This is a genomic window from Flammeovirga yaeyamensis (genome assembly GCF_018736045.1).
In the GTDB taxonomy this organism is placed as follows: domain Bacteria; phylum Bacteroidota; class Bacteroidia; order Cytophagales; family Flammeovirgaceae; genus Flammeovirga; species Flammeovirga yaeyamensis.
Genome location: NZ_CP076133.1, coordinates 841,802 through 864,097, shown reverse-complemented (window position 1 = coordinate 864,097; position 22,296 = coordinate 841,802). Strand labels below are relative to the sequence as shown.

Sequence of the window (22,296 nt, the reverse complement as noted above, 5' to 3'; positions counted from 1 at the left end):
TCTTTACTGAAATGTCACTTCTGACATTTTTTTGTCTGTTTCCATCAATTTCGGCGCTTTACCCTTAAAATCGTTGTTTTTGAAGGTAATATTCTTCGATGATTTTAAAATGAAGGCCGGAGAATCTTTGTGTAACCTTGGGAAAGTATTCGTCGGTAAAATGGTATTTCCTTCGAAAACTAAACCATCTGTATTCGATACTTCCAACACTGTATTGTCGAACATCTTAAATGTATTCCCTTTAATGTTGATATTTTTAAAGGCAATATTTTCGTTATTTTCATCTGTATGAAGACGAATACAACCTCTATCTGCACCACCATGATTACAGTCTTCGAATGTATTTCCTTCGATATAAAGATTGGCTTGACTTCCCGACTCATACCATTTCGAAGATTCTACAGGCACAAGGATCGCTTCCATCTGAGTGTGGAAATAATTATCTCTTACCACAGTTTTCTTTGGTGTAGATAGCAAAACACCTCTTGCTCTGTTCCCTCTGAAAGTATTTTTCTCGATCAACACCTCTGGGTAAGCTGTTAAGTTTTCGATATAATCGCCCGCTACAATTCCTTTTGGTAATTTCTCTTTGAAAGTCAAAATTTGGTAGCGTTGATTGATCACTTTGATGTTTTCTAAAGTCACCTCTTTGTATGGAGTGAATGAATCATCCAATCTCACTAAACCAATCTTATCGCCAGCACGACCAATATGGTAACCTTCTTGTTGATGATGTCCCATACGAATGCCCAATTGGTTATCAGATAATTGCTCTACAACTTCTTGATACGCCCCGTGGATGTTTATGGCATCGTCTAACTGATTTTCTAAATAACAGTTCGTAATTTCAATCTTACCTCTACAGCCAACAAAGTGAGTTGCATCTGCTGTTGTAGACACCACACGATCACCCGAAGGAGTAATCTTCAATTTATTTAATGTTAGATTCTCAGAGTTCTCCACAATTACGCCCATACCACCTGCATGGTGAATGACCACATTATCAATCTTAAAATCCTTAGATGCTTTTACGCTTACTGCCGGTGCAACACGGTTTAATCCTTGCTGACCTTTAGTCGTTAGAATCGATCCAATTGGAGGCAGTTCTTTTTTATGGTTGAAGAATCTTACCACGCCAGGTTCCACCTCTTCCATTCTGATTCTGTTTTCAACGCCATTCTTTCTTAAAGTCAAATCTGCTTTATCAACCTTATATTTGTACTTCACCTTATCGGTGTTGTGCCTCACTTTCGTTTTTTGAACTGTTGAAATTGGCGTAGAAGCGATACAGTTATACGAAATCGCTTTTCTTTCTTTATCATAAATGATCGTCTGACCTAAATCGTGCTCATAGTATTCCTTAATGAAATTGATTTCCCCATTTCTCAATTCATAAGGGTATTCATCAAAGAATTTCACATCGAACGTATGGTTCTTTTCATCGTGCTTTACTACTTCTCCTTCACTATGGAAAGCCATGGCCCAATCGACTGTCACATTTTTAATTTCCACATTTTGAGATTCCATCACATGGAAAGGAAGCATTGTACCGTGGAAAATAAATGTTGATCCTTGTCCATCAATCGTGAACCCATCATAATTGATAATTGGAAATGCTGTTCTTACAAACACATCTCTGTGGTTCGACAAATACACAAATTGGTTTAGTCCTTTATCTGGATAGAAGTGATATACTCCTTTCTCAAAAACAATTTCTTTAGCTGCTTTATTCTCTAATAGTTGGTTCAATACATAAGGGGTTGCATCATCGGCAATCTCCTTCGTATGCTTTATTTTGATGGTATCATCCTTACTCACTGCTACAGCAGATATGATCAGCGGAATGAGTAGAGAACATACAATAATTAATTTCTTCATCTTTATATATTTATTGGAATTACTTAAAAAAATAGTCACACACCCATCTAGTGTTTTCAGTAATAATTCTTGAACAATACAAAGTTGATATTTTCTACTTTTTTATGAGTATTCTGAAGTACATGTAGTGTGTCGCAGCATACAACTTTAGTGTAATTACAGGTCTACTAGTACTGTAATGGACGTTTTTTGATAAAAACAGACAAAAAAAGAAGGATGTCCCATCAATCCATTTTTCTCGTATCAAAAACCCAGAAATTAATTTCTGGACTATTGATAGGAGGGTTCATAGAATTATAAGACATCCTCTATTTTAAGTATTTCTATGGTGATAGATTAAACAGTTTCCTCTTCCACTACCGCCTCTTTTCCATATTTACCCGGCGTAATTCCGTAATGTTCTTTAAACATTCTACTGAAGTGCGTTCTACTCTTAAAGCCAGTTCGCATGTATACTTCTGATACGGTCAGCTTCTCTTTTACCAAGAATTCTGCGGCTTTTTTCAAGCGATACAACTTCAATAATTCGTAAGGTGTATGGTTGGTAATCGACTTTACTTTTTGATAAAAATGCGTACGATTTAGATGCAACTCTTTGATGAAAATGTTGATATCCAATTCCTCATCGTCCAAGTATTTCTCCATCAAGCCGTAGAGTTTTTCCATGAAAACTCTATCGCTCTTATTGTTGTTTTTCTTCTCTACATCGACAGGGAAATCGATACTGAATCGCTCCCTCAATTGCTTTCTATTTTTGAGAAGCATTTGCGTCGTGGCTATTAAGTGTTTCATATCAAATGGCTTGCTGATGTAGGCATCTGCCCCACTCTCCAAACCAAGTACCTGATCATCCACCGAAGAACGTGAGGTAAGTAACACTACTGGAATATGGCTCGTTCGAATATCCGTCTTTATCATTTTACATAATTCCAAACCGTTCATCTCTGGCATTAGAATATCACTGATAATTAAATCTGGCCACTCCGATTCTACCGCTTCCATACATTGCTTACCGTGTTCGAAAGAAGTGATGTTGAAGTAATCGGATAGAGAAGTACTTACAAATTCTCTAAGATCTCTGTTGTCCTCCACATAGTAGATGTTCAACTCTTTTAGAGATTCATCTATTAGGCTTTCTGGCAATTCAATTCCCTTAGGAAGAATTCTTTGTTTCTCCTCGTCGGTTTCTTTCTGAAGAACCTCTTGAAGACGATTCTCGTTGAATGTATCCTTTAGGTTCACTTCCACAGGTAGTAACACATTGAAAGTCGTTCCTACATTTTTCTCACTTTCTGCATTAATTTCACCGTAGTGTAATTCGACAATCCTCTTCGAGAAAGCCAAACCAATACCTGAACCCACTGTAGAAGTATTTGTATCTTCTGATTGATAATAGCGTTCAAAAATATGAGGGAGATCTTTTTCTGAGATACCAAACCCGTTGTCAGATACCGCAAAGAAAAGTTTCTCGTCTTTCACTCCATAAGTTAAAGTGATTTCGTCTCCTTCTTTTGTAAACTTAAAGGCATTGTTCAATAAGTTGTTCAATACAATTTCCAACTTTTGTCGATCGGCCATAGTAAATAACTGATGTGCCTCTCCAACCACCGTTAGTTTTTTGTTGGTATGTTCAGCCAACTGATCAAATCCTTTCTTGATCTCGTTAATTAATTCTGTGAAATCGAAAGAAGTCATCTTCAGTTTTAATAAACTTTGTTCTGCCTTTTGGAAATCTTGTACCTGATTGACCAATTGGAACATTTTCTTCGATTGTCTTTCAATTAACGTTAAATGCTTATTGGCATCGTTGTTCGATTCGAACATATTGATCAGAATCTGCAACGGACCAGAAATTAAGGTCAATGGTGTTCTAAACTCATGAGCAATGTTCATGAACAACCTTGTCCTTGTTTTATCTAATTCTTCTACCCTTTCCTTTTCGATATGTTGTAATTCTAAATCGTGTTTTAGGTTGTTCATTCTAAGCATAAATCGCATAATAACGACAACTACAACAATCAAGGTCACTACATAAAGTAGATACGCCCAAACCGTTCTCCAAATCGGTGGATGAATCACTATTTCTATTTCTCTGACTGCAGACCACTCTTTTTTAGAGTTCGATACGGCTACCTGAAAGGTATAATCTCCCGGAGGTAAACCATTATAATTCGCAAACTTCAATTCTGAAGGCACTGTTACCCACTCTGTTTCCTGAGGTAACATTCTGTATTTTATTAAATGACCTTTACTCTTGGTGTAGTGCAGTGAAATCAGTTCTAAAGAGAAGACGTTTTCATCATAATCCAGCTCAATTTTCTTTGTCTTATCTAATGACTTCGTTAGAATCACTTTCTCATCTAGCGTATCTAATGGAGCAATTTTCTGATTAAACACCTTAAAATCACCAAACATAAAATTAGGCATTGGTACACTATCGACCACCGCTTCAGGATAGAAATAAAGTAATCCATTACCTCCTGCAAATACCAATTTACCATCGTCCATCACAACAGACGAAGGCTCGAATGGAGAGATTCTCACACCGTCGTTAACCGTGAAGTTTCTGAAACTTCTGCTTTTCAGATCAAAAGCGTTCAGACCTTTGTTAGTGGTAATCCATAGCTTGCCATTTTTATCACCTTGTATGGTTTTAACGACATTATTATCTAGACCATTAGAAATATCAAACCTTTTAAAAGTAGAGGCCAATTGTGAATTTTCCACCAAGCAAATACCTCCACCTTCAGTACCAATCCACAATTCTCCATTATCTAACCTTTGGATACATGAAACGAAGTTACTCGACACTGAATATTTATTACTTTCATCGTGAATAAACTGTGCCTTTTTCATTTTTGCCAAAGGCTTGTCCGGTTGATTGTTGATACGGATTAGTCCATCGTATTTCGTTCCGATCCATATAAAGTTATACTTAGGATCTTCATAAATATATCGTAGTTCATCAATTTTCTTTGATGTTAGCCTAGGCAGTTCATTAATAAATTCGGATTGCAATACTTTACCATTATGCGATAATTTTAATCGGTAAAGCCCATCGGAAGTCGCAAACCAATGATACCCGTGTTTATCCAATAATAAATCTTTGATCTTCGTATTGGCAAACGACTGATTATCTTCTGCTCTAATTAAACGCCATTTTTTTCCGCCTTTAGGCATGTAGTAATGAATACCCTGTTTAGAGAATTTCTTCACAAACTGACCACCTTCTCTATCAATATAAATCGAAGCATTCGACTGCCCTTTTAGGTATTTAAATTGTTCGGGTAATGGCTCAATAATATTTTTTTCTGTATTAAAATTGATAATCCCTCTAAAGTGAACATTGATGATAATATTTGTTGAGTCGTATTTCTGAATATGCAATACATGGTTTGACCACTTAGGTGATCCATCGCCGATACGTAATCTGTTTTGCTCAAACACATTTTGGTAAAATGGTATTTGATACAAGCCCTTACGAAGTGAGCCTACCCATTTATTTCCTTCCTCATCGATAAACATCGTATTTACTCGATAGGTATTTAAAGTAGTTAGTGGCTCTTTTTCTTTTAATAGTCGCTTGAGGGAATATTTGTCTAACCCTATTTCTTTATGGGCCAACCAAATATTCTGATCTTTATCAATATCTATATAATGGTACTTATTTTCTCGAAGAAGTTTTGCTTGTGAGATATACTGATTGTTCTTATTTTTTTTGATGACATTCACGCCCTTACTTCCTATGGCTATATATGTACGGTCGTCGTATTTGGCAATGTCCATGTAACGGTCCTTATCTGCACCGTTCACTTTTTCTATGGATTGATTTCTTAGATTATAAACGATGACAGCATTAGTAGAAGCAATTAAAAGTTTATCATCGGGTAAAATGATGGTTTTGTAGGATAATTCGTTCCTCAGCAAATCGATTGTTTGCTCTAGTTTTTTTGTCTTTTTATCGAAAATCAAAAGGCCTGATCTTTCTGTAGTACATAAGATCTTATCACCATAGTTTTGAAACTGTCGTACCACAGGACCTGCTTTCACACCTCTTGGTGTTAAATTCATATGAAGGTTGATAAACTTCTGAGTAGCATAATCATATAGACTGATACCATGGTCGGTACCCACCCAAATGTTATCCTCATCGTCCTGAAAAAGGGAACGAACACGATTACTGTTCAGTCCATTTTCATCTCTGAATGTTTTAAACTCGAAGCCATCAAATGTATTTAAACCATCAAAGGTACCCACCCAAAGTAACCCATTATGATCTTCGATCACAGAGGTAACTCCATAGTGAGATAATCCCTCCGGCATAGAGTACGATTTGTATAAAGTATTATTTAAAGCCGGTTGAGCAAACGATGTAAAGCTTAATAATGTGAGTACTACTAAATTAAAATACAGTTTCATTTCTTTCATTTCGATAGTTAAAATTTAATACGCTCAATATTTAAAAATGTAGTCTAGTGTACCTCAAAAGTACCTTTTTTTAATATTTTAATGACAATTCGGAATACTAAAAAAAGATAATGAGGTTAAAGTTTAGGCAAAAGCGATTTTCTGTGTGAACCTAAAAGGATGTCTATTAATGCAAGATGTTAAACTCACTTTAAGTTATCGACATCCTCTTTCAGTTATTTAGTCACACAAAGTTACATTAAAGATTTAGTCCAGTTCCTTGAAGACTGTAGTCCTTATCCCAGAATACTTTCCAAGGATCTTGGGTGTCTTGTTGGAACTGTTTCATTTTCTTTTTCATGGTTTCCAATACTTCCTGATGTGCTTTGCTATCTACCAAATTATGAATTTCATCTGGATCTTTTTCCAAATCGTACAACTCAAATTCCGCATGATGCAAATAGTCTTCTACCGTTCTTTTACCAAAATATTTACCGTTCGAACGATACACTTGTTGCCAAGTAGAAGATACCCAAAGATCAGATGCAAAAGGATATTCCAACCCAGAAGCAATATTAAAAATCAGTTTATAATTTTGATGACGTACCACTCTCATTGGATAGTACATCGTGATTTCGTGGAAAGTGTGGGAAGCATAAATCTCATCTCTTACAGCAACATCATCACCACTTAAAACGCCTTCGAAAGATTGACCGTGGAATTGTTCTTTAGGATAGTTGACCCCTGCCCAATCTAAAATTGTTGGCGTTAAATCTACCCAAGAAATAAATTCGTTTTTCACTTTATCTTGTTCCTTCAATAATGGGTTCTTGATGATACACGGCAGGTTCATGCCTGGCTCGTACAAAGTTGTCTTAGCGCCAGGGAATGCAATACCGTTATCAGATATATAGATAACGATAGTGTTGTCTAATTTACCTGAGGATTTAAGGTGTTCCATCATTTTACCAAAACCCGTATCAATTCTAGAAACACTTTGATAGTATTGGGCTAATTCTTCTCTCGATTCTTTTGTATCTGGCAAGAAACTCGGCACCAATACTTCTTCTGGTGTATAGGTAATTTCTTCTACACCTTGGTAACCTGTTTTGCTATTACCAAAGCTATTGGGATCGTCCCAATTAGGGCCCGTCGACTCTCCTCTATGAGGATCTCCAGTACAGAAGTATAGGAAGAATGGCTCGTTTTTATCAAATACTTTTTTGACGTTATTGGCCATTTCTACTGTATTTCTTTGATTACCTGGAATCACTTCCTGAAAGTGAAATACTTTCTCTGGTGCCAAATGATATTTCCCTATTCTAGCCGTATAATATCCGTTTTCCTCTAAAATAATAGGAAGGGAAGTTTCCGTTTCATACGTACTAAAGTGATGATAATCGTGAGTATGACCATATGAACCTGTAGCGTGACCGAACTTACCTGTTAAGATGACCGATCTACTTGCAGCACAACTAGCACTTGTACAAAAGGCGTTATTAAAGATGGTTCCGTCTTCGGCCAACTGATCTAAGTTGGGTGTTTTTATCACGGGATTTCCATAGCAACCTAGGGCATCTTTACCGTGATCGTCGGAGACAAATAGAATAATATTGGGTCTATCGTCGGCCTCTTTTAACTGTGCTGTTGACCTGGATGACTGACAAGAAGTCAATCCAAAAATCAATGATAAAAAGAAAAAGATGCTATGCTGTAAGTTCAATTTCATTCTCGTAATCATTTCGATTATCATACTGATGGTTTTGTTTAAAAAATTACTGATTGCAATTTGATTAAAAGCCATATTAAATCTGTATTTAAGCATTATTAAAGTGTGCCTGAGCGTATAATCACCTGTTTATAAGCAGTAAACACAGATACACTTGTTTTTTTTAAACCCCTGTAATTCCATCATTATCAAAAAGTAACACCCTATTTTTAATAGTGAATATTTCCCCCTTATTTTGAAGATTTGTCCTGCTTTATGTCCTTTTTTTGGTGGTAGAAAAAAGTAGTGAACGGTTAAGCACAAGAAGAAAACCAGCAACGACAGATCTTTATTTTCAATCAATTTAATTAGTGTTGCCTTCTTGTAGACGGCAAAAAACAACATGTTTCGAAATCAAATAATAGAAAATGAAGTGTTTTAAAACTTATATGTTTGCGATCACGATATTGATGCTTGGTGGATGTGCTTCATCCAACAAAAGCAAAAGTGATAGCAGTGCGAAGAAGAAACCTAATATTATTTATATTCTTGCTGACGATTTGGGTTATGGAGATTTAAGTAGTTATGGTCAACAAAAATTTACCACACCTAATATTGATGCATTAGCAGAAGGTGGTGTCAAATTTACCCAACACTATTGTGGGTCTGCCGTTTGTGCACCATCAAGGTCGACTTTAATGACAGGGCAGCATACTGGTCACACACCTATCCGTGGTAATAAAGAATTGAAAGGACAGGAAGGACAAACTCCTCTTCCGGCATCGGCTTATACAATTGCAGAGTTAATGAAAGATGCTGGTTATAAAACAGGTGCTTTTGGTAAATGGGGATTAGGTTTTATCGGCAGTGAAGGCGATGCGATTAACCAAGGATTTGATGAATTTTATGGTTACAATTGTCAGCGTGTAGCACATAGATATTTCCCTGAGTATTTATGGGAAAACGATAAAAAAGACTTTTTACCAGGTAACGATTGGACCAATAAAGTAACTTATGCTCCTGATGTGATTCAGGAAAAAACATTGGATTTTATAGAAGACAATAAGGACAAACCTTTCTTTGTGTATGTTCCTTATACTTTACCTCATGCAGAGTTAATTGCTCCCGCAGATTCGGTAATCGAGAAGTTTAGAGGTAGATACCCTGAAACGCCTCACGACGAATCGAAGCGTTATACTTCTGATTATGGTCCGAACATCAAAAAAGAGATGTATTGCCCACAAGAAACACCACATGCAGCATTTGCTTCTATGATTTATACTTTGGATATCTATGTAGGTCAGATTGTAGATAAAGTAGAAGAATTGGGTATTGCAGACAATACAATCATCATGTTCGCCTCTGATAATGGCCCGCATCAAGAAGGTGGTGCCGATCCTGCTTTCTTTAATAGTGGTGGCAACCTTAGAGGTGTAAAAAGAGATTTATATGAAGGTGGTGTAAGAACTCCTTTCATTGTGAAATGGCCTAATCAAATTGAAGCCGGTATTACATCAGATCATATTTCTGCCTTCTGGGATGTATTACCAACCTTAGCCGACATTGTGGGTATGGAAGTAAGTGCACCTACAGATGGTATCTCATTTTTACCTTCCCTTCTTGGTCAAGAACAAAAAGAAGAACACCCTTATATGTATTGGGAACTTCCTGTTAGAGGTGGTAGACAAGCTGTTCGTTTGAAAGAATGGAAAGGGGTGAAATACAACATCACGAAAGGAAATGCAAAATTAGAGCTGTATAACTTGGAGAGCGATCCTGAAGAGATGGAAGATGTGAGTGATCAACATCCTGAAGTGGTGAAAGAAATTGAAGAGATCATGAAAAACGCTAGAGTGGATAACGAGACTTTCCCGTTGTTCTCTGAGGCGAAGAAGAACTCTTAGGTGGTGTTTACATCCTAAGGTTCATGATCATTTGAAGACTTTGTTTCTACCCTTACATATTCGAGGCGTTGAAACCCCTCGTTGAGGAAGGTGGATGAACCCTACTTTTGTATCACAAAGGGTTATACAATTAGGGTGATTCTGAGACGGTTTTGGTGATGGGTTGAAACCCATCACTTGGATCGTTCATCTTCCTCCCCATTATTTCTAATAATCTCAATTCATCTTAAATGAAAAAACTAATTACATTCGTTCTCTGTGTGTTTGCATCACTTACTCTTAGTGCACAAGAAACATATATTATCCTTTTAGGAGGTCAATCCAACATGGCCGGAAGGGGACAGTTTGATGAACTCAGCGAGGCTGACAAACAAAGAGTAGACAAAGCGGCTGAAATGATTTCTATCGTTTTTAATGGACGACCTGAGGTCCCTTTATCTTATCAATCAGCCTCAAAAAGACAAAGTAATTACGGGCCAGAATTGTTTTTTGGCGTCACTTTACATGAACGATTTCCTGATAAAAAATTCGTGTTTGTCAAAGAGTCTTTAGGAGGGACATCTCTTTTAGGTGCTTGGAACCCGAATTGGACGGAGGAGACTGCAAAGCTATCAGAACGTGATGAAAAACGTCAGAAAGTGAAACTATATGAGCAGCATACAAAAGCGATCACAACCACTTTAGCGGCACACCCTAAGGCAAAGATTATTGGTATGCTTTGGATGCAAGGCGAAAAAGATACACGTTTAGAGGTTTCTGCTACAACTTACGGTGAAAACCTACAAAAATTAGTCAACGCCTATAGAACCGATTTTAAAGTGAAAGATATGCCGTTCTTCTTCGGACAAATCAATTGTCCACCAAGAGGAAACTATCTTGATGGTGTGGAGATTGTTCGACAACAAATGTCAGCATCAGCAGATAAGTCAAAAGGATTATATATGATTCCAACTTCTATGGACGAATCTTGGAGCGATTATCCAAAACGAAATGACAATGTGCATTATACCACTGAAGGTCAAAAAAGATTAGGGACTGCATTTGCGGAAGCATTCTGTGGGGAGGTGATGTAAGAATTTGTGAAGAGGGGGTAGCTCCTCTTTTTTATTCATTATTTCACAAGAATATAAAATTAGTCAATGCCAAGTTCAATTAAGTAAAGATACCCTCTCTCCCTATTGTATAGATAAAATTTGTAATAGTAATTATCTTTGTCGTACATATATGAATAATAATTGTCTTCAGAACTTATTAAACTTGTAATTTCATTCTCAATGGATTTATTATCAACTGAACTGATAAATGAATTGATTAAATCCCTTTCTCCTATTGATACTGGACATTCTTTCCATTTATGATTTGCATAATCCATTGATGGGAAATATCTAAAAAAATCATTATTAATTTTCACTTCATTATATGATTCTATTTTATATTTTTCTACGGAGAATGTTTCTCCATTACTAGAAAAAAGAAAGTTATTGGAATACTCCTCACTTACTGTAGAATCTATATTGAGGTAATATTTAATTTTTTGAGATAAATAATATTCTCTTGAAAAGCTTATCATCTCAAACTTCCATAAAATTGATGCAATAATTACTATCGGTATACTTGATAAAAGTATACTTTGGAAATACAATTTATTATGAATTGATACCAGAATAAAATGACACCAGAACAAAAATATTATTAAGGTAATGAAAATTAAAAATATTGTGATAATTAATAACATGAGTAATCGATAGTAAAAATTCTAGAGGTCAACTAATATGAGTATAATTTTTTAAATCTATTTAGTATCAAAACTCAAAAAACGAGACTCTTTAGAAACAATACATGTATCCAGCAACTCCTCATTTTTAAGGAGTTCCTGATGTTCTTTCGGTTCTACTTCCCATTTGAATATTGTATCCGAAACTTGAGCGCAAACTCCATTTGATTGAATGAGTTCTTTTATTGCTTTATTTGTTATTTGACTTTGGTTTAGATAGTTAATAAAATATAGTTTTTTGATATATCCATTCATGATTTCTATTTGATGATTCTTCCAAAGAAGGTCAATCTTATCAATATCAATTGAGGTAGAAAAAAGTCCTTTTTTCATTTTTTTCTCACCATGATATTTATTGGTTGGGAATTCATGAATATAGCCATAATCAAATGAAAAACTTTGTATCAATTCTTCAGCAAGATTTTCGATTTCTTCTTTCGTAATTAAACTTTGATTTATTTGAAAGGAAATATCAATCAATGATTTTTCTGGTCTTTTTGAGTCATTTTCATAGTTCAGTATTGAATTACTAACAGTGAAATAAGTTTTTGTTTTATTAGAATTGAAATCCACATAACATTGGACAATTTCTTTAGACTTTTGATATTGAGATTTAAATCCTCTAATAGTTTTCGACCCACTATTTGAATAATTTAAACTAAAATGATTCGCTTTTTCCTTTGTCAGTTTTTCCAATAATTCTACTGACTGAAGAACTAAATCTTGAGTATCAAACTGAGAAGCTGATGTTTGATCAGTTATTTTGAATAACTCAAGAAAGTAATGTTTGCGAAGATTGTTTTTAAAAATATTCATGAATAGAATTTAGTCAATTTTTAGTATTGTTTATATAATCTCTCAAAACATCCATTTTGATATCAAAAACTAAGTTTCTCATACCTTTTTTGGAGATTAATTCAATTGGAATATTATTACTATGTCTAAGCCATAATGTATCATTTGGTTCTAATACTATATTCTCAAAATATCCAATTGTACTAATAGGGATTAGGGTAGTAGATTTTGGTAACAGTTTAAACTTTAATTTTCTATCCAAACTATCATATTCATACTGTAATTTTTGAGCGTAAAGTGAGTGGTCTTTTATCTCCTTTAAACTCAATAATTCATCACTTACAATGAAATTTTTATGTTCCATTCTAAACGAATAATTTAATTGTACATTTAAAGTATCGCTTTCATAATTTCTGATGTACAGATTTTCTCCATAATCACAACTCGATAATAAAATGCTAAATAAAATATAGAAAATGTATGTTGAAGTTGTTTTCATGTATTGTTTAAATAGATATTTAGAGTTGTATTATTCAATATTTTACCCTTCCCCATTAATTGACAAATCAAATAACACACCTGTTTTCAGATTAAATTTAATTTGCCAATAATGATCTCCTCCATCATTAACTACTACTATAGTTTCTTTCCATTCTTTATGATGAAAACTATTTTCAGACCAAAAACAATTTATATACAATATCTTATTACCCTGTTCATCGATGTATCCAAAATATTGACGTCTGTATTTAAGTAAATATTCAAGATAAAACTTTTCCTCCAAGTAAGCTTCTGCCTTTTTAACCTCATCAATTGTTGGTGTAAACCTCTGGTTGGTGGTATTTAAAAAGGTATAAGACTCTTCTATGTAATTGCTTGGGAAAATCACACAATTAGTATTTCCCTTTTTGTAGTGTTTTATATGGTTATTTGTTTGAGTTTCTTGACCAAATGCTGTGGATGATAGCAAATAGATAAAGGATGCTATTGTTGTAATAATTAGTTTCATTTCAATTTTTGATTACTATTAACTCTTTGATAACCTTTTTTCTAATTCTTCTATAGTTGGAAGTTTAGTTTGTAAATCTTTAGGTATTGCTTCCGTAAGTTTATATTCACTTATCCCCATTGGCTTATTTATATCTCTTAAGGCATACTCTGCCTCAATTTTATCTTTTTTCTTACAGAGTAGAATTCCAATAGTTTGATTATCTTCTTTTCTTTTTAATTGACTATCAACAGCGGATAAATAAAAATTTAATTTCCCTGCATATTCAGGTTTAAACTTTCCTGCTTTTAATTCAATTACTATATAACTTCTTAATTCAAGATGATAAAATAGGAGATCAATAAAATAGTCATTATCACTAACTTCTAATTTATATTGACGACCTACAAAAGCAAAACCTTTTCCTAATTCCAATAAGAATTTTGTAATGTTTTTCACTAGTTCATCTTCTATAGCCTTTTCATAAGCATGATCTTGTAAACCTAAAAAGTCAAAATTATAAGGGTCTTTCAAAGTTTCTTGAGCTAATTTAGATTGATCCTCGGGTAATGTATTTTGAAAATTGTTTGATGATAAACCGATTTTATCATGGAAATTCTCTTCTATTTTATATTCTAAATAGTCTCTATCCCAACCGTTTTTTAAAACTTGTTGACAATAAAATTCTGCATGATCTAAGTCTTTAACTTTTGATATTATCAATCTATTATGACCCCATGGTATTTGTGCCACATGGTGTGGCACAAATTCATATTTTACTGAATAAAACTTATACCATTGTCTGATTGCATAAATATTTCTTCTAGAAAAACCTTTAACATCCGGAAATTCACCTCTTAATTCTTTGGCTATTTGTTCAATAAAATTACTACCCCAATTGGAAGATTCTTGTTTTTCGACAACCTCTTGTCCAATTAACCAATAAAGCTCTATTAGCTGATTATTTAATGATTGTACTAGTTTGTTTCTTGCCTTGCGAATTTTAGATTTTAAACCAATTATCCAATCAATATATTCAGGTTTTTCTAATTCATTTTTCATAAGACAAAAGTAATGATTTTCTTTATACAAGGTGTGATGTTTTATAAGCTTGTAATAGTTAATTTGAATTACATATTTCAATTATTTTGGGAATAAATATAAGTAGCCCTATTATTAATGCAGCTATTGCACATATTAAAACTCCTGCAGCTGCCAAATCTTTTATTCTTTTAATCTCCTCTCGTTTTTCTTTAGTTAAGTAATCAGCAATATTTTCAATTGCAGAATTAAATATTTCACTAGAAATAACTAGACCAATAGCAAAAATAACTGCAATCCATTCGAGTATTGTAATTTTTAGAAGTATGCCTAAAATCACAACACAAACTGTGGCAAGTACATGTATTCGGGCATTATGTTCTTCCTTAATCAAAATTTTCAAACCATTAAAAGCATACGTAAAACTTTTTAATCGTTTACTTATTTTAAATTTTTCTTCTTTCATAAACGTGTGATTTTCAACTTTAAATTACACAGTAGCATCCAAAGAAAATACTACTGCATAAGAACAATTTCTAAGGCAAATTAAACTTCCTCCTAGTACCCATTTCGAATAGATTGAAATTAAAAAATTGCAAAAGAGGTAACCAAAATCCATCCTTTCCAACCCTGTAACTCATCTTAGGTTTTTTAGAATAAATAATACGATTTACTGTTTTGGCTACTGCTATAGGATCTGGAGCATTCTCAATTGAATTATCAAAGGTTTGGAGCGCATTTGTTCTACTTTTATCGTAATCTCGAATAGATTCAGGAGCCAAAGTAAAGCTATTATGAAGGTTTGATTTGAAAAATCCAGGTTCTACAGTGGATACATCAATTCCAAACTCTTTCACTTCATGTCGTAATGATTTTGCCACTCCCTCTAATGCATGCTTAGAGGCCGAATAAAAGCTTTGATAGGGTACTCCGATTAAACCACCCCATGAGGTAATGAAAATAATTTTTCCACTACCCTGCTTTCTCATAATCGGTAATATTTTACGTGTTACAGAGATTGCTCCCCAGAAGTTCGTTTCTACCTGTTTTCTTGCTAGATCCTCAGTTGTTTCTTCGAAACAGCCATTTACCGCTATTCCAGCATTATTGATTAGTACATCTACACTAAAGTTTTGTTCCTCCAACTTATCAGTTAGTTTTTCAATTGATTCTTTAGATGTTATATCCAACTCGATTAGCTGAATATCAATGTCATTGGATTTGGAAGGGTTTCTTGAAGTTCCGATCACATGGTGACCATTCTGTTTCAGATGTTTTGCGATACAATACCCGATCCAGAGTTCCCGCCTGTTATTAGAATGTTCATTTTCATAATTATTTCTGATATCATCGACTTTACCAAAGGTGATAAAAGGCAATGCAAACAGTATATTGATAGTTAGTTTTTATTTCTAAAAAGTCAGATTTTAGTTCTTATTCTAAATTTACTTAATTAAAATAATCGAGCAATTATTTTATTAAGTATTAATCATACACATCGTGTTTTTCAAGTGGAAAAACTTCCCATTCGAAATGGTTTCATAGTTCTTTTTCCAAACTTAAAGAATACATTAATTTAATAATCACCACCAGCATCAAATGAGTCACCACCAAAAACATCAAAAGAAGTAGAAGTAGAATCATAATTACTTGATTCTAAATACATACCTGATTCAAAAGAACTTGAAATTGTATCTGATATATCCATGTCCATCAATAGAGATATCGACATCATATCGAAGGCTGTTTCAAAAGCAAAATTATATTCTGACACTTCTTTCATAGGTGATGTAATATGTAAATTAGAGAAATTGACATCCATTTTTTCTATCAAATCAGAATTAAAATTATCAAGTAAAAAAATATTAGACCCTATCTCTTTTAGAATTTCTAATAATTCATTTTTTGAGAAATCTCTAGATAATAATCTTCTATTATAAGTATCTAATTTAGTCTTAAATTGACTTCTTAACTTTTTACCTTTTGAGTTTAAGAAAAACAAGTTGAAATCTTTTAAACTCAATAGCTGATGAAAAATTCCGAATTTCTTAAATTCATTATTCAGTTGTATTGCTTTATAGCCTTGACCATTTCCACATGATGGCAATACTTCTTTTATTAATTTCCTTAATTGTATTCTTTTATTTTTTTCTTCAAAAGTTCTCAGAAAAATATCTTGATGAGGTCTCTTGATATATTGATTATACTTTTTACCTCTAGAAATGTAGATATATAAGCTTTCTCTTTGGCTTCTTGGGTGAGGATATTTCCATTCCTCCTCGATCATTAATATATCTTTAAACAGTAAATCAAATAAAGCGAATTTTAATAAATCCGAATTTTTTGATTTCCTCGGATAAAGTATCATGTGAGTTTGTGCAGGAGTGAATTTTTGGAAGTCCATTTTATTGATAGTTCTATTAAAAAGTAATTTCTTAAATTCTATTTATTTCTTCAAATGCTTTCTTTTCAAGCTCAAAGTGTTTTCTGAATTCGTTAAGCATATTTTCATATTCTTCTAATTTGAATTCTAGAGGTTTAACTTTATCGAACCAACCTACTTTTGAACCAATTTTTTCAACTTCAACAGCTTCGGTGTTATCTATTCCCATCTTATTCCATTTGATAGTTTTCCCTGTATTTTCAATTTCAACATCAATTAGAGTACAAGAAAAGTCTAGGTCATCGGGGCACATTAAAATTGGACAAACAGTTATTTTTCCTACTTTAGGGAAAATTCTATTCCAAACAACCTCACGTTCTTCCTCTGCTTCTAAAGCAAATAAAAGTGTTGGAACTGTACCTTGATACATATTCCCAGGATAAAGCTCTTCTAGCTTTTCGTCTAACCAATATCCATCTATCTGATAATTTAAAAAGTCATCATAATTCTCATAATCACTTTTATCTAATTTGCCTTTTATTGAATTCATTATAGTTTGTTTTATTGTATCAAATAAAATTTTAATAAGAGCTTCTCCTTTTAATCCATCATTAGTTTGCTTAATGGCTTAAGCGTATCTATATCTGGTATCTCAGACACATCTTCCACACCATCAATTGACCAAAATTCTAATTCTGTAGGTTGATTTTTGTTTCCTAAAACTGATACACCAATAAGGTTCCCTTTGTTACTAATACCAAAATAGTCAATTAAAATTTCACCATAAATTATTTCTGTTTGTCCACTAAATCCTAGTTGTATTGTTGGACAAAGATCATCACCACATCCACATCTTCCAATGACTACTAATTCTGGTAGAGTTTTCAAAAAGTGTTTAGCCTCTAATTTAAATAAGTGTTCAAGTAAGTTGTATTCTTTGGCTTTTAATTTTCTATTTATCGGTTTTGAATACTTCATCATACTTTAGTAATTCATATACTTTAAAATCATGTTCTGGGTAATCTCCTAAATAATTCAATATCTCAATACATTCAATAATTCCATTTTCTATATGTATGGTTGTTCCGGCTAAAATATTTAACTCCGAATTTTTAATAAATAAACCATCAAATGAATGAGAATAATCTTTAAAACGTATCTCTAATTGTTTTCCCGTTAATCTAAATTGATCAATCTCTTTATCAGAGTCAAAAGAAATAAAAAGACCTACACCTGTATGTTCTGTAGTTCCTTCATTTAGAAACGGAATCTGTTTGGAAAATAGATCATTAAATTCATCATTTTCTTTTAAAGATGAAATTAATATATCATTGTATAATTTTGATTTTAGCATGTTAGTAAATAATTATAGCTTACTCCACTTTTAATATGCTTATATATTATCACTCTATTCATCTCTCCAAGCCAAATAAACTTCTTTTTATGTGACTTCTACAAGTTATTTAAGACTTACGAAAAAAATAAACTGGAAATTGATATATCACCCAGCTTTTATATATGAAAATGATTTATTCCTTGATAGTTTTTATCCTATAATATTTCCGTAGTAAAAACAATTGTATGGGTATTATTCCAACCCACATAAGGTTTATAATCATATCAAAAGTAGTTGTATTATCTACATAATATTTTGACCCAATGAGACCAAGTTTATATGTTAAAAGACTTATTACGTTAATACCACTTACATTTGAGTCCCCAAAATCATGTCTAAATAAAAGCATAATTAAAGTTGAAAAGTAAGTAATGATAATAAGTATCCTAATGCCAGTAAAGTCCTCAATCCAAATTAATTTTAACTGAAGTAAGAATGTTAACCCAAAGAAAATTCCAAATATTAAAAGCAACCAACCATCTATTTGACAAGTAATTATAAAACTTATTATCAATAGAATAGAAAAAAATATTTTGATGAATTTCATATTGATTCATTTTTTGATCTTGATATATTGAAAATGATTCTTTCTACAAGTAAGCTGAACAACTCCACCCAATCTACTCAACAACACCAAAAATTCAAAGAAATTCTAATACCGCATACAAATAACATCTCTACATAGAAAAACCCCGCAACTTACTCAAGCTGTGGGGTTTTATATTTAAGTGAAGTACCTTTGTATGTACCTGGTTTAAGGATTGTCTAATGTTTTTTTGATTAAATGGCTTTCATTTCGTCTAGACAGAAGCCATTTACTTTTAAAGCGGTTAAACGAATCGTATTGGCACCAATACCTAATTGTACTTTCACCTCAAATTCTTTCCACTCTTTACGGTATTTATCACACGATGGTAAAGCAATGACCTGTTTCCTACCGTTCACGTTTAACGTTAACGTATGCTCTTGAATATCTCTCTTAGCTGCAGAGTATCTTAGTCTTAAGGTATATTCTCCTTCACTACCATCGTTCTCTTGATAGAACTCTACATATCCACCTTCGTTTTTTCCATAATCAATAAAGCCTTTACCGTTAAAGTTTTCACCTTCGGTAGAGATAGTTACACCATCAAAAGTGGCGTCTTCTGCTTGATCACCTCCAGGGTTTGTTGCTGTCATTACTGTTTTCCATTCAAAACCTTCATCATCAGCAAATTTTTCATGCATTCTCATGATTTCTTTGTTTTCTAAAACAACAATTGCTTTAACTGTTGTTCCTAATTCAATTAAGAATGGTGCTGTATATTTTGAAGATGCTGTTGTTGGTCTTGAACCGTCAATAGTATAATAAATGTCGATCTTTCCTTTAGAAGATTTACCTCTTAGTGAGATTTTTTTAACATCGATATGTACTTGTTTTGAAGTGATCAACCTTTTCTCTCCCAAGATTGCTCCAACATATAAATCAATAGCTCCATCAGCATCTGTACTTTCAATATATGCTCTAGTCAGACCATAAAAGGCAATTCTATCTTTGGCTTCAAAATGTTTTTCCACATCAACCGGACTTCCGTTATCCAATGCCTTGATTTTACCTGAACCTTCAACGTGATAAAAACTTCTATTTTCACCATAAGGATAAAATTCACCTTTAGCATCTTCCGAGGCTATACGTACTTGAACAATGTCTTCTTTTTGGTTCTTCATCCCTTCACCATCAACTGTTAATTTCAATTGAGAAGGAGCATCTGCTGATCTTATTACTTGATTAACAATTGCTTTTCTGTCTTTATAACCAATTGCCTTCAGTTCGCCTTCTTGGAAACCTACTAGCCATTCACATTGCATTTTATCCCATGATTTTCCAGGGCTTTGTTTTCCTAAAGATTGACCATTTAAGAACAATTCCACTTCATCACAATTAGAATAGACCCAAACTGGAATTTCTGTTCCTTTCTCTAAAGTAGGGTGTGTCCAGTGAGGTAAAATGTGAATCATTGGTTTAGAAGTCCATTGAGATTGGTATAAATAGAACAAATCTTTCTCGAAATTGGCTAAATCAATAGCTCCAACGATAGATGCTTTGAAAGGCCAACCACCATGTACAAAACCTGCTTCTCCAAGATAATCATGACCTGTCCATCTAAAAGAACCTGCATAATTAGGAATGTCTCTTAATTGCTCAATATTTTGTCTTGAATTAAGACGAACTATTGCGTTATCATAACTTGAAGTAAATATTTGTTTGTAACTTTTTTTGTTAGCAGATTTTGTCCAATCATACGTAAATACCTCTTCTTCTGTTAAATCGGGATATTCGTAAGGTTGATGACGAACGCATGGATAACCATCTCTATACCATGTTTTTGTTCTATAGAAACCTCTTACTTGCCAAGTGTGTGTATTTTCTGTACCCACAAACACTCTATCGTTTGATAAATGATCGAAGAAACCTTTGCGTTCACTATGACCATTTACACCAAATACATCCATATGATTAGAACCAGAGTGACCCGAAGTAACTGGGCGTGTATTGTCTAGTTCATGACATCTTTCTACCAACGCTTTCGCGGCTTCTTCTCCTTTTGTTTCGTTACCTACTGAATAGATAATTATTGATGGATGGTTTCTATCTCTTTTGATCCAATCTGTTAAATCACGATCCCACCATTCTTTAAAGAAATGAGCCCCGTAATCGTTTGCCGCTTTTTTGTGCCAACCGTCAAAAATTTCGTCCATTACAATCATTCCCATCTCATCACACATTGCATAGAATTGAGGTGTTTGAGGGTTATGAGCAGTACGGATAGCATTCACACCCATATCTTTCAATTGTTGGATTCTAAATCTTAGAATTTTATCAGGAACTGCAGCCCCTAAAGCACCTGCTTCTTGGTGATTACAAATCCCTTGCATTTTAGTTTCTACTCCGTTAATAAATAACCCTTCCCCGGGCTTCCATTCTACATCACGAACACCAAAATTTGTTATATATTCTTCATCGATTTTTTTCGAAGAAATTTTAGTGATTGCTTTATATAAGTATGGAGAAACAGTTGACCATAAGTGTGGATTAGCGATCTTTAATTTTTGTGTTATTTCTTGATGTTTTCCTGAACCGATAGTTAATTTTGATTCGGCCACTGCCACTTCATTACCATTGGCATCCACAATAGATGTAATCAATTCACCTTTTTGCGTTTTATCAAAATCGTTTTGAATCTCAGTAGTAATAGTTACTTCGTCCTTTTTTGTTCTTACAAAAATACCCGACATAGGCACATGAAGTTTTGACTTTACATCAATCCATGTGTTTGCATAAATACCTGAACCTGTGTACCACCTTGCAGAAGGTTGAGCATCGTTATCTACACGAACAGCAAAAGTAATTTCGTTATTTGTATCTACTTCTTTAGAAATATCATATTGGAAAGTGATCCACCCAAAAGGTCTATTTCCTAATTTTTTTCCATTAGCCCAAACCGTAGAGTTCATAAACACTCCGTCAAAAGTGATATTTACTGATTTACCTTTCCACTCTTCAGGCACTTGAATTGTTTTTCTGTACCAACCAATACCGGCAGGTAAATAACCACATTTATCACCCATCGGGTGGTTTTCATTATAGTCGCCTTCAATACTCCAATCATGAGGCAAGTTTAATTTCCTCCAATCATTATCATTAAAATTGGTTTTATCGGCTCCGGTTTGATCGCCTAATTTAAATTTCCAATGCTCATTAAAATTTATTCTCTCTTGAGCTTGGATTGAAAGGGACGTTAGTAAAAATATTCCCCAAATTAATAGTAAATGCTTCATTTCATTTCATGTTAGATGACAATACAAATATCTGTTTGCCATCTTTGAAAAATGACCCTCTGTGTATATTATGTGTTCTTACCAAGATAACCGGCTGATATAAAGTCATTTATACACAAGAGAATAAAGACACATTTTATTCAATAAATAATCACCTGAGTTCGATGAAAAATATTTCTCGTCGAACTCAGATGAATAGGTTA

At 33.5% G+C, this 22,296-nt stretch carries 17 protein-coding genes; 2 read left to right on the top strand and 15 right to left on the bottom strand.

The window, feature by feature from the left end; all coding sequences use genetic code 11:
• Positions 1 to 3: 3 nt before the first annotated feature.
• From KMW28_RS23465 to KMW28_RS23455, 3 genes are all read right to left on the bottom strand, one after another.
• Complete coding sequence (locus KMW28_RS23465) at positions 4 to 1,878, bottom strand: right-handed parallel beta-helix repeat-containing protein (RefSeq protein ID WP_169661962.1); 1,875 nt, start codon at positions 1,876 to 1,878, stop codon at positions 4 to 6.
• Positions 1,879 to 2,214: 336 nt separating this feature from the next.
• Entirely contained in the window at positions 2,215 to 6,306 is a 4,092-nt protein-coding gene (locus tag KMW28_RS23460; RefSeq protein ID WP_169661963.1) for a hybrid sensor histidine kinase/response regulator transcription factor, read from the bottom strand.
• A 238-nt stretch (positions 6,307 to 6,544) separates the two neighbouring features.
• The gene (locus KMW28_RS23455; RefSeq protein ID WP_244994585.1) at positions 6,545 to 8,089 is read right to left on the bottom strand and encodes a sulfatase family protein; all 1,545 of its coding nucleotides are present in this window, start codon (positions 8,087 to 8,089) and stop codon (positions 6,545 to 6,547) included.
• 332 nt (positions 8,090 to 8,421) lie between these two features.
• Between KMW28_RS23455 and KMW28_RS23450 the strand changes: the two genes are divergently transcribed.
• Together KMW28_RS23450 and KMW28_RS23445 are read left to right on the top strand one after the other, a co-directional pair.
• Positions 8,422 to 9,897 (top strand): arylsulfatase, encoded by a 1,476-nt coding sequence (locus KMW28_RS23450; protein WP_169661965.1) that lies wholly within the window; start codon positions 8,422 to 8,424, stop codon positions 9,895 to 9,897.
• Positions 9,898 to 10,127: 230 nt separating this feature from the next.
• Complete coding sequence (locus KMW28_RS23445; RefSeq protein ID WP_169661966.1) at positions 10,128 to 10,970, top strand: sialate O-acetylesterase; 843 nt, start codon at positions 10,128 to 10,130, stop codon at positions 10,968 to 10,970.
• Positions 10,971 to 11,029: 59 nt separating this feature from the next.
• Here the strand turns inward: KMW28_RS23445 and KMW28_RS23440 are convergent, their stop codons facing one another.
• From KMW28_RS23440 to KMW28_RS23385, 12 genes are all read right to left on the bottom strand, one after another.
• Entirely contained in the window at positions 11,030 to 11,467 is a 438-nt protein-coding gene (locus KMW28_RS23440) for a hypothetical protein (RefSeq protein WP_169661967.1), read from the bottom strand.
• Between the two features lie 222 nt (positions 11,468 to 11,689).
• Complete coding sequence (locus tag KMW28_RS23435) at positions 11,690 to 12,487, bottom strand: hypothetical protein (protein WP_169661968.1); 798 nt, start codon at positions 12,485 to 12,487, stop codon at positions 11,690 to 11,692.
• Between the two features lie 13 nt (positions 12,488 to 12,500).
• A complete protein-coding gene (locus KMW28_RS23430) occupies positions 12,501 to 12,965 on the bottom strand; it encodes a hypothetical protein (protein ID WP_169661969.1) in 465 nt (154 codons plus the stop codon).
• A 42-nt stretch (positions 12,966 to 13,007) separates the two neighbouring features.
• Positions 13,008 to 13,475 carry a hypothetical protein gene (locus tag KMW28_RS23425; protein ID WP_169661970.1) on the bottom strand — a complete coding sequence of 156 codons (468 nt, stop codon included), beginning with the start codon at positions 13,473 to 13,475 and terminating at the stop codon, positions 13,008 to 13,010.
• An 18-nt stretch (positions 13,476 to 13,493) separates the two neighbouring features.
• Positions 13,494 to 14,516, bottom strand: coding sequence for a PDDEXK nuclease domain-containing protein (locus KMW28_RS23420; protein ID WP_169661971.1), 1,023 nt, complete (start codon positions 14,514 to 14,516; stop codon positions 13,494 to 13,496).
• A gap of 58 nt (positions 14,517 to 14,574) precedes the next feature.
• Positions 14,575 to 14,961, bottom strand: coding sequence for a diacylglycerol kinase family protein (locus KMW28_RS23415; RefSeq protein WP_169661972.1), 387 nt, complete (start codon positions 14,959 to 14,961; stop codon positions 14,575 to 14,577).
• A gap of 70 nt (positions 14,962 to 15,031) precedes the next feature.
• Positions 15,032 to 15,874: an SDR family oxidoreductase gene (locus tag KMW28_RS23410; protein ID WP_169661973.1), complete on the bottom strand. Its 843-nt coding sequence runs from the start codon at positions 15,872 to 15,874 to the stop codon at positions 15,032 to 15,034.
• A gap of 197 nt (positions 15,875 to 16,071) precedes the next feature.
• Positions 16,072 to 16,899, bottom strand: coding sequence for a hypothetical protein (locus KMW28_RS23405; protein ID WP_169661974.1), 828 nt, complete (start codon positions 16,897 to 16,899; stop codon positions 16,072 to 16,074).
• A gap of 31 nt (positions 16,900 to 16,930) precedes the next feature.
• A complete protein-coding gene (locus KMW28_RS23400; protein ID WP_169661975.1) occupies positions 16,931 to 17,428 on the bottom strand; it encodes a hypothetical protein in 498 nt (165 codons plus the stop codon).
• 50 nt (positions 17,429 to 17,478) lie between these two features.
• A complete protein-coding gene (locus tag KMW28_RS23395) occupies positions 17,479 to 17,859 on the bottom strand; it encodes a hypothetical protein (RefSeq protein WP_169661976.1) in 381 nt (126 codons plus the stop codon).
• On the bottom strand, positions 17,831 to 18,232 hold the full coding sequence (locus KMW28_RS23390; RefSeq protein WP_169661977.1) for a hypothetical protein: 402 nt from the start codon (positions 18,230 to 18,232) through the stop codon (positions 17,831 to 17,833). Before KMW28_RS23390 ends, KMW28_RS23395 begins: the two co-directional genes overlap by 29 nt.
• An 822-nt stretch (positions 18,233 to 19,054) precedes the next feature.
• Positions 19,055 to 22,093 (bottom strand): glycoside hydrolase family 2 TIM barrel-domain containing protein, encoded by a 3,039-nt coding sequence (locus KMW28_RS23385; RefSeq protein ID WP_169661978.1) that lies wholly within the window; start codon positions 22,091 to 22,093, stop codon positions 19,055 to 19,057.
• Positions 22,094 to 22,296 lie beyond the last annotated feature (203 nt).

Bases quoted from the DNA above. Each gene is read 5' to 3' on its own strand.
- KMW28_RS23420 (WP_169661971.1), bottom strand. From the start codon at position 14,516: ATGAAAAATGAATTAGAAAAACCTGAATATATTGATTGGATAATTGGT.
- KMW28_RS23385 (WP_169661978.1), bottom strand. From the start codon at position 22,093: ATGAAGCATTTACTATTAATTTGGGGAATATTTTTACTAACGTCCCTT.
- KMW28_RS23390 (WP_169661977.1), bottom strand. From the start codon at position 18,232: ATGCTAAAATCAAAATTATACAATGATATATTAATTTCATCTTTAAAA.
- KMW28_RS23450 (WP_169661965.1), top strand. From the start codon at position 8,422: ATGAAGTGTTTTAAAACTTATATGTTTGCGATCACGATATTGATGCTT.
- KMW28_RS23435 (WP_169661968.1), bottom strand. From the start codon at position 12,487: ATGAATATTTTTAAAAACAATCTTCGCAAACATTACTTTCTTGAGTTA.
- KMW28_RS23405 (WP_169661974.1), bottom strand. From the start codon at position 16,899: ATGGACTTCCAAAAATTCACTCCTGCACAAACTCACATGATACTTTAT.
- KMW28_RS23465 (WP_169661962.1), bottom strand. From the start codon at position 1,878: ATGAAGAAATTAATTATTGTATGTTCTCTACTCATTCCGCTGATCATA.
- KMW28_RS23395 (WP_169661976.1), bottom strand. From the start codon at position 17,859: ATGATGAAGTATTCAAAACCGATAAATAGAAAATTAAAAGCCAAAGAA.
- KMW28_RS23455 (WP_244994585.1), bottom strand. From the start codon at position 8,089: ATGGCTTTTAATCAAATTGCAATCAGTAATTTTTTAAACAAAACCATC.
- KMW28_RS23445 (WP_169661966.1), top strand. From the start codon at position 10,128: ATGAAAAAACTAATTACATTCGTTCTCTGTGTGTTTGCATCACTTACT.
- KMW28_RS23400 (WP_169661975.1), bottom strand. From the start codon at position 17,428: ATGAATTCAATAAAAGGCAAATTAGATAAAAGTGATTATGAGAATTAT.
- KMW28_RS23425 (WP_169661970.1), bottom strand. From the start codon at position 13,475: ATGAAACTAATTATTACAACAATAGCATCCTTTATCTATTTGCTATCA.
- KMW28_RS23460 (WP_169661963.1), bottom strand. From the start codon at position 6,306: ATGAAAGAAATGAAACTGTATTTTAATTTAGTAGTACTCACATTATTA.
- KMW28_RS23415 (WP_169661972.1), bottom strand. From the start codon at position 14,961: ATGAAAGAAGAAAAATTTAAAATAAGTAAACGATTAAAAAGTTTTACG.
- KMW28_RS23440 (WP_169661967.1), bottom strand. From the start codon at position 11,467: ATGATAAGCTTTTCAAGAGAATATTATTTATCTCAAAAAATTAAATAT.
- KMW28_RS23430 (WP_169661969.1), bottom strand. From the start codon at position 12,965: ATGAAAACAACTTCAACATACATTTTCTATATTTTATTTAGCATTTTA.